Origin of the sequence: Falsiroseomonas sp. E2-1-a20, from assembly GCF_051433195.1 — a bacterium.
GTDB lineage: Bacteria > Pseudomonadota > Alphaproteobacteria > Acetobacterales > Acetobacteraceae > Falsiroseomonas.
Genome location: NZ_JBHMFT010000004.1, coordinates 240,872 through 253,522, shown reverse-complemented (window position 1 = coordinate 253,522; position 12,651 = coordinate 240,872). Strand labels below are relative to the sequence as shown.

Below are 12,651 nucleotides of genomic sequence, written 5' to 3'. Positions count from 1 at the left end.
GCCGCTTGGTTCCCGGCCGATGCAACCGCGGCGGGCCAATCGACGTTGGCGCGGCATGGACCGGACACGACGCGGCCTCGCGCTGCTGCTGCTGCTCGCAGGCTGTGGGGAGGCTGCGCCTCCGGCGGAGCTGCGCATCGTCGGCGGCGACGCGGCGCGCGGCCGCACCGTCATCACCGAACATGGCTGCGGCGCCTGCCACGTGATTCCCGGCATCACCGGCGCCGTCGCCTGGGTCGGCCCGCCGCTGATGGAATGGGCCCGGCGCGGCTATGTCGGCGGCAGCCGATCCAACACCCCGGAGAACCTCGTGGCCTTCCTGCGCAACCCGCAATCCCTCTCGCCCGGCTCCGCCATGCCTGCGCTCGGCCTGACGGAAGCCGAGGCGCGCGATGCGGCGACCTACCTCTACACCATCGGGCAGGCGCCCGCCGTGCCCGCCGGGATGCCGCTGGCGGAGGGCGAAGCCGGCACCCGGCCGGAGCCACGGATGCGCCCCAGGGCGGAGGCCGGCCCCGGTCAGTAGCCGACTCCGCAGGGCGGCAGGACCAGCGACGGCGCCGCCTGGAACAGGACGGCGAGCATGGCGTAGGCGGCCGCCGCGGCGGTGAACCAGTGGCTGAACCCGGGTTCGGCCTGCCCGCCCTCCGCCAGTCGCGATGTGCCGATGGCGCGCCGCAGCAGCACCGCCAGGGGCAGCAGCACCAGCAGCGTGGCGGCCACCACCAGCACCGGCACCCAGGGCAGGCCAAGCAACGTGGCACCTTCCATGCCGCGTTCGCAGGCGAAGGCGTTGATGGCGTAGATCATCGTGAAGTGCAGCGCCCACAGCACGAACCCCGCGGTGATCCCGACCACGGAGAAGGCGGAGCGCGGGGCGCGGGCCTGGCTCATGCCAGCAGCCTCGGGAAGCCGTGCAGCAGCGCCAGCCCGACCAGGCCCTGGCCCACCGTGTACAGCCAGAACAGCCGGGTGTTGTCCATGGTCAGCCGCCGCTCGCCATCCAGCATCCCGGCCAGCGACCGCGCCAGCGTGTAGCCGCCCATCAGCAGCGCGATCAGCACATGCGCCGCCTGCCAGACGTACAGCCCCCAGGAGGCGGCGCCATAGGCGTGCACCGTCGGGTGGATCACGCCCTGCCACAGGGACCAGCCATCGGCCAGCAGACCGCCCGCCAGCAGTGCCAGCCCGGCCAGCAGCGCGATGCGGTGCGGCCAGGGCGAAGCGCCGCCCAGCATCCGTCCGGCGGCGGAGACCGCCACCGCGGCCGTGACGTACAGGCCGAGCGCCGCAAGGCCCCAGCCCGTCACCGGCAACCCCTGGCCCGGCGGTGGCCACAGGGCGTCGCCATTGACCAGCCACAGGAACAGGTAGCTGCCGCACAGGCACGCATAGGCGGTGCCGCTGACCAGCATCGTACAGACCATCGCCCACCAGGACGCCGTGACCGGCCCGGTGGCATGGGTCGGCAGGATGATGCCGGCGCCGATATCGGCCTGGCGCGTCCGCGGCGGCGCGTGGTCCGAGCCGAACCAAAGCCAGCTGATGAAGGCGGCCAGCGCCACCAGGCCCGCCACCGCCGCCAGGATCGGGAAGGGCCACACCAGCGCCAGGAAGAACACCGCAGTGCCCACCGCCGCGACCACATGGCTCCAGCCCGGGCCGCCGACGAAGGCGATGTATTGCGGCGTCGCCTCCGCCGGGCTGGTGATCAGCGCCTCCCGCCGCCCGGTCGCGGCGAAGGGCAGGAAGTGGCCGCCGGCCTCGACCTGGCGCTTCAGGTCCGGGTCATGCCACAGCGGATAGCGGTCCCGCACCAGCGGCAGGCTGCGCATCCCGTAGTTCGGCCCGGCGATCCATTCCAGGGTGCCGGCGTTCCAGTGGTTCTCCTGCCGGTCCTGCCGGCCGAAACGGAAGTTCTTCGCGACGTCGATCAGCAGCACCAGCGCGCCGGCCGCGAACATCGCCGCGCCGATCGAGGAGATCAGGTTCCAGATCTCGAGCCCGAAGCCGGTGGGAAAGGTGTAGATGCGACGCGGCATGCCCATGAAGCCGCTGATGTGCATCGGGAAGAAGGTCACGTTGGTGCCGAGGAACAGCAGCCAGAACGCCCATCTGCCGAGCCGTCCCGACAGCGGCGCACCCACCGCCGGCGCCCAGTAGTACAGCGCCGCGAACAGCGGGAACACCATGCCGCCGATCAGCACGTAGTGCAGGTGCGCCACGATGAAGTAGGTGTCGTGCGCCTGCCAGTCGAACGGCGTGACGGACACCATCACGCCGGTCAGGCCGCCGATGACGAAGATGAACAGGAAGCCGAGGATGAACAGCGACGGCGTGGTGAACTGCACGCGCCGCCCGGCACTGGCATAGGTCGCGATCCAGGCGAAGACCTGCAGGCCGGAGGGGATGGAGACCGCGAAGCCGGCGGCGGCGAAGAAGGACAGCGACAGCGGCGGGATGCCGGTGGCGTACATGTGGTGCACCCACAGCCCGAAGCTGATGAAGGCGGTGCCCACCAGCGCCAGCACCACCAGCGAATGCGCGACCAGCGGCACCCCCGCCATCGCCGGCACGATCATGGACACCATCGCCGCCGCCGGCAGGAAGATGACGTAGACTTCCGGGTGGCCGAAGAACCAGAACAGGTGCTGCCACAGCATCGGGTCGCCGCCACGCTCCGGCAGGAAGAACGGCCAGTCGAAGGCGCGTTCCAGCTCCAGCAGGGTGCTGGCGATGATCACGGCGGGAAACGCGAAGATGACCATGCCGGCGAAGACCAGGATGCCCCACGCATAGACCGGCATGCGCCCCAGCGTCATGCCGGGCGCCCGGCAGCGCAGGATGCCGACGATCAGCTCGATGGCGCCGGCGATGGCCGAGATCTCGATGAAGCCGATGCCCAGCAGGTACATGTCGGTGTTGATGCCGGGCGAATAGGCCTTGCTGGTCAGCGGCGGGTACATGAACCAGCCACCATCGGGTGCGACGCCGAAGAAGATGCTGCTGTAGAAGCACAGCCCGCCGATCAGGTAGATCAGGAAGGCGTAGGCCCCGAGGCGCGGGAACGGCAGTTCCCGCGCCCCGATCATGGCCGGCAGCAGCGTGATCGCCACCGCTTCCACCGCCGGCACGGCGAACAGGAACATCATCACCGTGCCGTGCATGGTGAAAAGCTGGTTGTAGGTGTCGGGGTTCACCAGCGTCAGGCCCGGGAAGGCCAGCTGCGCCCGCATCACCAGCGCCAGCAGCCCGGCCAGCAGGAAGAACAGCAGCGCGGTGGCGACGAACAGCGGCCCGACCAGCCCGTTGTTCACCTCGCTGATCGCCCGCCAGCCGGGTGGCTGCCGCCAGATGCGCTGCAGCTCGGCCAGCTCGGCCTCCGGCCGTGGCAGCGTGTTCGGGGTCTCGACCTGGTGCGGCTGCGTGTCCATCAGCGCAGCGCCTCCATCCAGGCCGCGACCGCGCGCAGATCGTCGCCGCTCAGCGAACGCCCGAAGGACGGCATCGCATTGCCCGGCTTGATGTCCTGCGACCCGGCGACCCAGCCGGCCAGCGTGCCGCGGTTGTTCTCCAGCGCGCCCGCGCCGATCGTGAGGCGGGAGCCGATGCGGGACAGGTCCGGCCCGAGCCGCCCCTGCCATTCCGTGCCGCGCACCGCATGGCAGGCGCCGCAACCGGCCTCGCCGAAAACCTCGCGCCCGCGCGCCTGTTCGGCATTGGCGGGTTCCGGCACCGGGTCGCGCTGCCGCGCCAGCCAGGCCTCGAAAGCCGCCGGCTCCTGCGCCACCGCCCAGAAGGCCATCAGCGTGTGCTGCGTGCCGCAGAATTCGGTGCACTGCCCGCGCATCACGCCCGGCCGGTCGGCGCGCAGGCGTTGCCGGTTCGCCTTGCCGGGGATCATGTCCATCTTGCCGTGCAGGTTCGGAATCCAGACGCTGTGGATCACGTCGCCCGAGGTCAGGATCAGCTCCACCTCCCGCCCCACCGGCAGGTGCAGTTCATTGGCGGTCACGGCGCCCTCGCCCGCATCCGGGTAGCGCACTTCCCACCAGTATTGCCGCGCAATGATCTCGATGCGCAGAGGGTCATCGCTCTGCGGCACCACCAGGGCGCGGGAGACGCCGAGGGAATACACCAGCAGCGCGATCAGCGTGACGGTCGGGAACACGATTCCGCCGCCGATCACGAAGCGCCGGTTGCCGATGGCGTTGCGCACGCGTGCCGGGGCGATCAGCGCGAAGACCAGCAGGCCCATCACCAGCGCGAAGATCACGGTGCCGCCGATGAACAGCACCCAGCTGAGCACGGCGATGCGCGCCGCCTGTTCGCCCAGCGGGTCGAGCGGCGTCTGCACGCCGCTGCAGGCGCCGAGCAGCAGCAGCAGCGGCGGCAGCCACACCTTGTCGCGCATCCATCGCCCCCTGCTCCCAGCCTCGGCAACGCGTCGTGACTGCGCCGGTTCCGTGCATGGGGGTTCCGCGCTCACCGGTGGCAGGTGGAGCAGTTGGTCAGTTCGGAAATCTCCGTGCCATGGTGCTGCACCGGCCGCGCGGCGGGGGCATCGCGGTGGCAGTCCAGGCACCAGCCCATGGACAGCGTCTCCGCCTTCACCGTGCGTGGCATCTCCTGCACCGCGCCGTGGCAGGTGGCGCAGGTGACGCCGGCGCCGATATGCGCGGCATGGTTGAAGCGCACATGTTCCGGCAGCCGGTGCACGGAAGACCAGGTGACCGGCGTGCCCAGCCGCAATGCCGTCTCCAGCGGGGCGAACTGCGCGCCGACATTCCACACCTGGCTGTGGCAGCCGAGGCAGGTTTCCGCCGTCGGCATGCCGGCGCCGGCGGCGTCTTCCACCGTGGCGTGGCAGTAGCGGCAGTCCAGCCCGATCTGGCCGGCATGGATCGCGTGGCTGAACGGGATCGGCTGCGCCGCCGGCTCGCCGAGATTCCAGGCGCCACCGGACCGGCTCCAGGCAAAGGCCGCCGTGGCCAGCAGCACCAGCGCCGCGGCGCCGATGATCAGCACGCCGCGCAGGCGGCTGTCGGCGCGCGGCGAGAACAGCTGCTTCATGCCTTCGCCTCGCGCGCCAGTTCTTCCATCGCATCGCGCAGGCTGCCGGCGGATTTGCCGAAGCCGGCCCAGGGGTCCGCGCCGATGCGCCCCTGCATCGACGTGTCCAGCGTCCAGCCGGCCGGGTCCAGCCCGGGCTTCACGGCGGACCAGGCCACAGGCCGCGCCACCGGCGCGCCGGGCCGCCCGCGCGGGGACCAGGAGGCGATGGCGGTGGAGAGCCTGTCGTTGCGCAGATAGTCGAGGAAGATGCGCCCCTTGCGCGCCTTCTTCGCCAGCGTCGTGGTGTAGGCCTTCGGCTGGTCGCGCTCCATCAGCGCACACACCAGGCGCGCGAAGGCCTTGGCCTCCGGCCATCCCGGCCCATCGCCCTGCCTCGGTGGCGCCAGCCCCACCACCACATGCAGGCCCTTGCCGCCGGTGACGCGGGCGAAGGGCTTGAGGCCCAGCGCCTTCAGCCGGTCGCGCAGTTCCAACGCAGCCTGGATGACCCGCTCGAAGGGCACGCCCTCATCCGGATCGAGGTCGAAGACCAGCCGGTCCGGCACGCCGGGCGCATCGGCCCGCGCGCCCCAGGGGTGCAGCTCCACCGCCGAGACCTGCGCCAGCGCCGCCAGCCCCGCCGCATCGTCGATGCGCATGAACGGCTTCGGCTGGCCCTCCACCCGGACCGCACCGATCAGCGGCGACTGGCCCGGCATCGCGTGGCGCTGGAAGAACAACCCGCCCTCGATGCCATCGGGCGCCCGCAGCAGCGACAGCGGCCGGCCCGCGACATGCTCCAGGATCCGGTCGGCATGGCGGGCGTAGTAGGCAGCAAGGTCCGCCTTGGTGAGCGCGGGCGTCGCATCCGTCGCCGGCCACAGCACGCGATCCGGGTTGCTCATGCCGGGCGGCGGCTTCACCTTCCGCGGCGCCGGCGGCTGCTCCGCCGGTGGCGTCACCTGCTTTGCCGGCTTGTCCTCACGCAGGCCCTGGAAGCTGGCGTGGCGCATCAGCCCGTCCTCGGTCCAGCCGCCATGCGCGACCTCCACAACCAGCTCCGGCTCCACCCACACCACATCCGACAGCTTCGCCGCCTGCTTCCCGCTGAAGGGTGAGTTGCCACGCTCCAGCTTCGCCAGCCGCCGCAGCAGATCCGCCGCCGGCGCCGCCTGGAACCCCGTGCCCACCCGGCCGAGATAGGTGAGCTTGCCGCCACGCCACGCACCCGTGAGCAGCGCGCCGAGCCCGTTGCCGCGCAACCCGCGGGTGAAGCCGCCCACCACGAATTCGTCGCGGCCGCGACATTTCGACTTCGCCCAGGCCTCGCCACGCCCGGCACGATAGGCCGCGTGGCGCTGCTTGGAGACGATGCCCTCCATCGACAGCCGGCAGGCCGAGGCCAGCACCGCGGCACCCGGCGCCGGGAAATGATCGAGGAACCGCAGCACCGGATGCTTCGCCGGAAGCCGCTTGCGCAGCGCCTGCTTGCGCGCCTCCAACGGCTCCCCGCGCAGGTCGCGCTGGCCGTCATGCAGCAGGTCGAAGCCGAAGAACACCAGTGGCGCCTCGCTGGTGCCGGACAGTACCGCCTGCAATGTCGGAAAATCCGGCTGGCCCTGCGCGTCCAGCGCCGCCGCCTCCCCATCGATGATGCCATCCGGCAGCTGCGCCGCGGCCGCCGCGATCGCCGGGAAGCGCTCGGTCCAGTCGAGGCCCGTGCGCGTGCGCAGCGTCGCCTCGCCCGCCACGATGCGCAGCTGCAGCCGGTAGCCGTCGATCTTCAGCTCGTGCAGCCAGTCCTCGCCGCGCGGTGGCGTATCGACCAGGCGGCAGAGCTGCGGCTCGAAGAATTTGGGCAGGCTCGCGGCCTTCGTCTTCTGTGCCGCCGTGCCTTTCGCGATCTGCGCCAGCGTGCGTCCACTGAGCACGGAGGTCTTCGCCGCCAGCACCGCATCGCCCTTGCCGGGCGTCGCCATGCTGTCCTTTTCCTTGATCAGCAGCCAGTTGTTGCGGGTTTCCTTGTTGCCGCCGCGCGGCTTCATCCGCACCAGCACGAAGCCGCCCTTGAGCCTCTCGCCGGACAGCACGAATTTCAGCTCGCCCTTGGCCAGGTCCTGGTCCACCCGCGCGGCGTCCAGCGGTGCCCACAGCCCGCGGTCGAAGACCTGCACCGTGCCGCCACCATAATCCGGCTTCGGGATGCTGCCCTCGAAGCCGGCATAGTCCAGCGGATGATCCTCCACCTCCACCGCCAGCCGCTTGTCGGCGGGGTCGAGCGAGGGGCCGCGTGTCACCGCCCAGGATTTCAGCACCCCGCCCCATTCCAGACGCAGGTCGTAGTGCAGCCGACGTGCATCGTGCCGCTGCACCACGAAGCCCAGGCGCGCCCCCGCCACCGCGACATCTCCCCGAGGCTCCGCAGTTCGGGAAAAATTCCGCTTGGCGCGATAGCGCTGCAGGGTGTCCGTGGCCGGCATCACTTCGCCGCGGCGCGCTTGCGGGGCGCCGGCTTGCTCTTGGGCTTGGTCTTGGGCGGCGCCTTCGCCTTGGCGGCCAGCTTGGCCTTCGCCGCCACCCGGGCCGGCGCCTTGGTCGAAGACCCTTCAAGACTGCGCCGCAGCGCCTCCATCAGGTCGATCACGTTGTCCTCGCGCGGCGCCGGCGCCTTGGTGCCGCCGCCATCGCCATCCCGCTTGCTCTCGATCAGTGCCCGCAACGCGTCCTCGTAGCGGTCCTTGAACCCGGCGGGGTCGAACGGCCCGGCCTTCTGCGCGATGATCCGCTCGGCGATCTCGATCATCCCGGCATCGGCCTTGACCTTCGGCACATCCTCGAAATACTCGGAGGAGTCGCGCACCTCGTCATGCGTGCGCAAAGTCGTCACCAGCATTCCGGCGCCGCGCGGCTCGATCGCCACGATACGCTCCCGCGTTCCCATCACCACCCGTGCCAGCGCCACCTTGGCGGATTTCTCCATGGCGGTCCGGATCACCACGAAGGCATCCGCGCCCGCCTTGCCGTCCGGCACCAGGTAGTAGGGATTGTCCCAGTAGATGCGGTCGATGTCGGCGGCATCGACGAAGCGCTCGATGTCGATGGTCTTGGTGGAGTCCAGGCGGACCGACTTGATCTCCTCGTCGGTCAGCAGGATGTATTCGTCCTTCTCGATCTCGTAGCCGCGCACCAGGTCGCGCCGCTCCACCTCGTCGCCCTCCGCATCGAAGGTGCGGGTGCGGATGCGGTTGCCGGTTTCCGGGTTGATCAGGTGGAAGCGGATGTCGTGCGCGCTGGTCGTCGCCGGGAACAGGGAGACGGGGCAGGACACCAGCGAAAGCCGCAGATGCCCGCCCCAACTCGGCCGTGCCGCCATGTCTCCCTCCTCCCGACCCTGGATCAGGCCGCCTTCAGCGCATCCTTGTGGACCGACTTCGTCGCCACCTGCGTCAGCAGCGCGTCCGTCGCCTTTTCCTCCTCCAGCGTCGCCTTCAGCAGCTCCACGATCTCCGGCTGCTTCTGCGCCTGCGCCCAGGCCATCAGCGTGCCGTAGCGCGCCATCTCGTAATGCTCGATCGCCTGGCCGGTCGCGATCAGGCCGGCGTCGCGCACCGCGCTCGGCTCCGGCGCCTCCTCCAGCAATTCCTCGCCTTCCGCGATCAGGCCCTGGATCGCCTCGCAGGTCTGGCCCTGGGCGCGCTTGCCGAGGATCTGGAACACCTGCTGCAGGCGCTCGATCTGGCCCTCGGTCTGGTCCTTGTGCTCCTTGAACGCGGCCTTCAGTTCCTCGCTATGCGCGGCACGGGCCATCTTCGGCAGGTTCTTCAGGATCTGGCGCTCGGCGTAGTAGATGTCCTTGAGGGTCATCAGGAACAAATCGTCCATCGTCTTCATCATGGCCGGTCTCCGCGAAGGGGTAAGGGCATGCAGCCCTGCGGCACAGGCGCGCCGCGGCAGATGAAGAACCGCCCGGCCTGGAGGGAGTTTCCCGCGCCCCGCCACATTCGCGTCACCTTCCCACCGCCCGCGTAAGAAACCCCGCGCCCGCCGCCCGGTTCAGGTCGGACAACCGCCAGCCGGAATGCGCCGATGCCCAGCGAGACCAAGGACCTGCAGCCGAAGCAGCACCAGGACCACCAGCCCGGCTCCGAGGCGGCGATGGACCCGCAGCCGCAATCCTTCATGGAAAACTGGCGCGCCGCCGGCAAGCTGACCGGCAGGACGGCGCTGATCACCGGCGGCGATTCCGGCATCGGCCGCGCGGTTGCCATCGGCTTCGCCAAGGAAGGCGCGGACGTCTTCATCCTCTACAAGGACGAGCACCAGGACGCCGAGGAAACCCGCGCCCATGTCGAGCGCACCGGCCGCCGCTGCCAGGTCATGGCCGGCGACATCGGCGACGCCGCCTTCGCGCGCGAAGCCGCACGCATCGCCGCGCAGTTCCTCGGCGGGCGTATCGACATCCTGGTGAACAACGCGGCGGAACAGCACCCCTGCAAGGATTTCGCGGAGATCCCCGAGGCGCAGGTCGAGCGCACCTTCCAGACCAACATCCTCGGCATGTTCTGGCTGACCAAGGCGGCGCTGGCGCACATGCCGGAGGGCGGTGCGATCATCAATACCACCTCCATCACCGCCTATCGCGGCAGTGCGGAGCTGGTGGACTATGCCTCGACCAAGGGCGCCATCGTGGGCTTCACCCGCAGCCTGTCGCAGGCCCTGTGGAAGCAGCGGAAGATCCGCGTGAACGCCGTGGCGCCGGGTCCGATCTGGACGCCGCTGATCCCCGCCTCCTTCGACGAGGAACGCACCGCGCAGCACGGCGCCAGCGCCACCATGGAACGCGCCGGGCAGCCGGACGAGGTGGCGCCAAGCTACATCTTCCTCGCCTCGGAACAGGACGCCTCCTACATCACCGGGCAGGTCCTGCACCCGAATGGCGGCACGGTGGTGAACGCCTGACACAGGAGTTTTGCATGACCGACAAGACCAACCCGCCCAAGGACATCCCCGAAGGCGCCAGCGGCACCGGCATCCGCGCCGGCACCGCGAAGCAGGGCACCGACAACCGGCCGGATATCGGCGACGAGAAATCCGGCAAGAAGCTGCAGGAGCACCTGGCCTCCAAACCCACGGACGACCTGGCACCGGAAGCCAAGGGCGGCGCCGGCGGCGGGCGGCGCTGGGCCGGGGATTCCTGAAGAACCTTGCGCAACCGGCCCGGTGGCCCATCTCCGCCGAGCCATGACCCACCAGATGCGCCCCCCCGCCGCCGCCGACCTGCCCGCCTGGCTGGTCGGCGAACTGCGGTCCGACCATGCCGGGGAAACCGGCGCCGTGATGATCTATCGCGGCATCCTGGCCTTCAGCCGCGACCCCGCCCTCCGCGACTTCGCGCAGCGCCACGGCGCCACCGAACAGGGCCACCTGGACCTGCTGGAGGCGGTGCTGCCGCCCGGCCAACGCTCCCGCCTGCTGCCGATCTGGCGCGTCGCCGGCTGGCTGACCGGCGCACTGCCGGCGCTGGCCGGCAACCGCGCCGTCTACGCCACCATCGACGCCGTCGAGACCTTCGTCGACCACCACTACCAGGCGCAGATCGACCGCCTGGACGCGGAACGCAGCCACCCCGAGTTCCGCGCCATGCTGGCGCATTGCCAGGCGGAGGAGGTGCATCACCGCGACGAGGCGCGCGACGCCGCCGACGCGCCGGCCGGCCCACTGCTGCGCGGCTGGGCCTGGCTGGTCGGCACCGGCTCCGCCGCCGCCGTCCACGCCGCCCGCCGGATCTAGCCCTGCCGCCCTCCGTGCTTTACCGCAGCCCTGGCTCAAGGGGTTCGGCGCATGGATGAGGAGACGGATGCGCTGGTGCTGGGCAGCGGCGCCGCCGGGCTGACCGCGGCGCTGACCGCCGCCGCCGCCGGCCTGCGCGTGACGGTGCTGGAGAAGACGGACCGCCTGGGCGGCACCAGCGCCATGTCCGGCGCCGGCACCTGGATCCCCGCCAACCACCACGCCGCCGCGGCCGGCCTCGATGACAGCCCGGCGGAGGCGCTGGCCTATCTCCGCGCCGCCGCGCCGGAAGGCTGGGCCGCGACCGAGGACGCGCTGTGGCAGCGCCTGGTCATCGCCGCACCCGCCATGCTGCGCTTCGTCGAGGCGCATTCGCCGCTGCGCTTCCGCCTGACGCCGGAGGGCGACCCGCTGCGCCACCTGCCCGGCGCCAGGCCGCGCGGCCGCATGCTGTCGCCGCTGCCTCTCAGCCGGTGGCGGGCCGGCCGCTTCGCCTTCCGCATCCGGCGCTCCACCATCCCGGAGATCTTCACCTACCACGAGGCGGTGGAGACGGACCTCTACCACCACCCCTTCCGCACCGCGCTCCGCCTGCTGCCGCGGCTGGCCTGGCGGCTGCTGGCGAACAGCCGCGGCAAGGGCACCGCGCTGATCACGGGGCTGCTGCGCGGCTGCCTCGATGCCGGGGTGCGGATCGAGCTTTCGGCCCGTGCCGTCGAATTGCTGATGGATGACACGGGCGCGGTCCTCGGCGCCGTGGTCGAGCGGGACGGCGCGCACACGAAAATCCTGGCCCGGCGCGGCGTGGTGATTGCCACCGGCGGGTTCGAATGGGACGCGGCGCTGCGGGCGCGGTATTTTCCCGGACCGGTGGATTATCTTGGCAGCCCCGACGGCAACGCCGGGGACGGCCACCGCATGGCGCAGGCCGCCGGCGCAGCCCTGGCGCATATGGACCAGGCGACGCTGACCCCGGCCGTGCCGGTGCGCCATGCGGGCCACCTCATGGCCCGCCCGGTGCCGTTCCACACCGAGCCCAACGCCATCCTGGTCAACCGCCACGCCGCCCGCTTCGTCAACGAACTCACCTTCAACATCGGCGAGGCGGTGGACATGCGCGACGCCACCGGCCAGCCGGTTCACCTGCCCTGCTGGGTGATCAGCGACGCCACGCTGCCGGACCGCCTGCCGCCGGCGAAATGGGCCGCGCGCGCAGACCCTGGCTGGATGCGCCGCGCCGAAACCCTGGAGGCGCTGGCCAGCCAGGTCGGCCTGGACCCGGCCGCGCTGGCCGGCACCGTGGCCCGCTACAACGCCGCCTGTGCGGTGCAGCGGGACGAGGATTTCGGCCGCCCCTCCGCCGCCGATGCCGCCGCCAGCGGCGACCGGCGGCGGCGCGGCGGCCTGGCGCCGATCCTCCGCCCGCCCTTCCTCGCCATGCCCTTCAACCGCTCGATCCTCGGCACCAAGGGCGGCCCGCGCACCAATGAACACGCGGAGGTGCTGCGGCCGGATGGCAGCGTCATCGCCGGGCTGTTCGCCGCCGGCGCCTCCTCCGCCAACCCGCTCGGCACCCGCGGCGTCGGCACCGGCACCACGATCGGGCCGTACATGGCCTGGGGTCACGTCGCCGGGTTGCGCCTGGCGCAGCGCAATGCCGGGCCGTCGCCGGATGCGACCCAGCCCTAGCAGGCTGCGGAAAAAGCCCTCTCCACCCGCAGGGGGGAGAGGGTTGGGTGAGGGGGGGGGCGTGAAGGTTGTGAACGCGTTCAGACGCTTGCAGATTCACGCCTTCGGCCGTTCCAG

Annotated in this window: 12 protein-coding genes; 5 read left to right on the top strand and 7 right to left on the bottom strand. The window is 71.0% G+C overall.

All coding sequences use genetic code 11. The features are described from left to right. Positions 1-55 precede the first annotated feature (55 nt). A complete protein-coding gene (locus ACFHPP_RS07760) occupies positions 56-526 on the top strand; it encodes a c-type cytochrome (protein WP_437162690.1) in 471 nt (156 codons plus the stop codon). Here ACFHPP_RS07760 and ACFHPP_RS07755 read toward each other — a convergent pair. The 7 genes from ACFHPP_RS07755 to ACFHPP_RS07725 form a co-directional block, all read right to left on the bottom strand. Beyond that, on the bottom strand, positions 520-894 hold the full coding sequence (locus ACFHPP_RS07755) for a hypothetical protein (RefSeq protein WP_437162689.1): 375 nt from the start codon (positions 892-894) through the stop codon (positions 520-522). The two genes, ACFHPP_RS07760 and ACFHPP_RS07755, sit on opposite strands and share 7 nt — an antisense overlap. Beyond that, a complete protein-coding gene (locus tag ACFHPP_RS07750) occupies positions 891-3,434 on the bottom strand; it encodes a cbb3-type cytochrome c oxidase subunit I (protein ID WP_437162688.1) in 2,544 nt (847 codons plus the stop codon). The genes ACFHPP_RS07755 and ACFHPP_RS07750 overlap by 4 nt, the downstream gene beginning before the upstream one ends. Further along, positions 3,434-4,414 (bottom strand): cytochrome c oxidase subunit II, encoded by a 981-nt coding sequence (gene coxB, locus ACFHPP_RS07745; RefSeq protein ID WP_437162687.1) that lies wholly within the window; start codon positions 4,412-4,414, stop codon positions 3,434-3,436. The genes ACFHPP_RS07750 and coxB overlap by 1 nt, the downstream gene beginning before the upstream one ends. A 71-nt stretch (positions 4,415-4,485) precedes the next feature. Further along, positions 4,486-5,073: a cytochrome c3 family protein gene (locus tag ACFHPP_RS07740; RefSeq protein WP_437162686.1), complete on the bottom strand. Its 588-nt coding sequence runs from the start codon at positions 5,071-5,073 to the stop codon at positions 4,486-4,488. Beyond that, positions 5,070-7,535, bottom strand: a complete 2,466-nt coding sequence (ligD, locus tag ACFHPP_RS07735; protein WP_437162685.1) for a DNA ligase D — start codon at positions 7,533-7,535, stop codon at positions 5,070-5,072. Before ligD ends, ACFHPP_RS07740 begins: the two co-directional genes overlap by 4 nt. Next, on the bottom strand, positions 7,535-8,428 hold the full coding sequence (locus ACFHPP_RS07730; protein ID WP_437162684.1) for a Ku protein: 894 nt from the start codon (positions 8,426-8,428) through the stop codon (positions 7,535-7,537). The genes ligD and ACFHPP_RS07730 overlap by 1 nt, the downstream gene beginning before the upstream one ends. Before the next feature lie 23 nt (positions 8,429-8,451). Next, on the bottom strand, positions 8,452-8,949 hold the full coding sequence (locus ACFHPP_RS07725; protein ID WP_437162683.1) for a ferritin-like domain-containing protein: 498 nt from the start codon (positions 8,947-8,949) through the stop codon (positions 8,452-8,454). Between the two features lie 192 nt (positions 8,950-9,141). Between ACFHPP_RS07725 and ACFHPP_RS07720 the strand changes: the two genes are divergently transcribed. The 4 genes from ACFHPP_RS07720 to ACFHPP_RS07705 are packed head-to-tail and all read left to right on the top strand — an operon-like array spanning position 9,142 to position 12,534. After that, positions 9,142-10,014 (top strand): SDR family oxidoreductase, encoded by an 873-nt coding sequence (locus tag ACFHPP_RS07720; RefSeq protein ID WP_437162682.1) that lies wholly within the window; start codon positions 9,142-9,144, stop codon positions 10,012-10,014. A 14-nt stretch (positions 10,015-10,028) separates the two neighbouring features. Then, entirely contained in the window at positions 10,029-10,253 is a 225-nt protein-coding gene (locus ACFHPP_RS07715) for a hypothetical protein (protein WP_437162681.1), read from the top strand. 55 nt (positions 10,254-10,308) lie between these two features. After that, on the top strand, positions 10,309-10,845 hold the full coding sequence (locus ACFHPP_RS07710; RefSeq protein ID WP_437162680.1) for a demethoxyubiquinone hydroxylase family protein: 537 nt from the start codon (positions 10,309-10,311) through the stop codon (positions 10,843-10,845). 51 nt (positions 10,846-10,896) lie between these two features. Beyond that, positions 10,897-12,534, top strand: a complete 1,638-nt coding sequence (locus ACFHPP_RS07705) for an FAD-dependent oxidoreductase (protein ID WP_437162679.1) — start codon at positions 10,897-10,899, stop codon at positions 12,532-12,534. The last annotated feature ends 117 nt before the right edge of the window (positions 12,535-12,651 follow it).

What these genes read in the sequence shown, in the direction of transcription:
- ACFHPP_RS07760 (WP_437162690.1), top strand. Translation starts at nt 56, where the DNA reads ATGGACCGGACACGACGCGGCCTCGCGCTGCTGCTGCTGCTCGCAGGC.
- ACFHPP_RS07755 (WP_437162689.1), bottom strand. Translation starts at nt 894, where the DNA reads ATGAGCCAGGCCCGCGCCCCGCGCTCCGCCTTCTCCGTGGTCGGGATC.
- ACFHPP_RS07750 (WP_437162688.1), bottom strand. Translation starts at nt 3,434, where the DNA reads ATGGACACGCAGCCGCACCAGGTCGAGACCCCGAACACGCTGCCACGG.
- coxB (WP_437162687.1), bottom strand. Translation starts at nt 4,414, where the DNA reads ATGCGCGACAAGGTGTGGCTGCCGCCGCTGCTGCTGCTGCTCGGCGCC.
- ACFHPP_RS07740 (WP_437162686.1), bottom strand. Translation starts at nt 5,073, where the DNA reads ATGAAGCAGCTGTTCTCGCCGCGCGCCGACAGCCGCCTGCGCGGCGTG.
- ligD (WP_437162685.1), bottom strand. Translation starts at nt 7,535, where the DNA reads ATGCCGGCCACGGACACCCTGCAGCGCTATCGCGCCAAGCGGAATTTT.
- ACFHPP_RS07730 (WP_437162684.1), bottom strand. Translation starts at nt 8,428, where the DNA reads ATGGCGGCACGGCCGAGTTGGGGCGGGCATCTGCGGCTTTCGCTGGTG.
- ACFHPP_RS07725 (WP_437162683.1), bottom strand. Translation starts at nt 8,949, where the DNA reads ATGATGAAGACGATGGACGATTTGTTCCTGATGACCCTCAAGGACATC.
- ACFHPP_RS07720 (WP_437162682.1), top strand. Translation starts at nt 9,142, where the DNA reads ATGCCCAGCGAGACCAAGGACCTGCAGCCGAAGCAGCACCAGGACCAC.
- ACFHPP_RS07715 (WP_437162681.1), top strand. Translation starts at nt 10,029, where the DNA reads ATGACCGACAAGACCAACCCGCCCAAGGACATCCCCGAAGGCGCCAGC.
- ACFHPP_RS07710 (WP_437162680.1), top strand. Translation starts at nt 10,309, where the DNA reads ATGCGCCCCCCCGCCGCCGCCGACCTGCCCGCCTGGCTGGTCGGCGAA.
- ACFHPP_RS07705 (WP_437162679.1), top strand. Translation starts at nt 10,897, where the DNA reads ATGGATGAGGAGACGGATGCGCTGGTGCTGGGCAGCGGCGCCGCCGGG.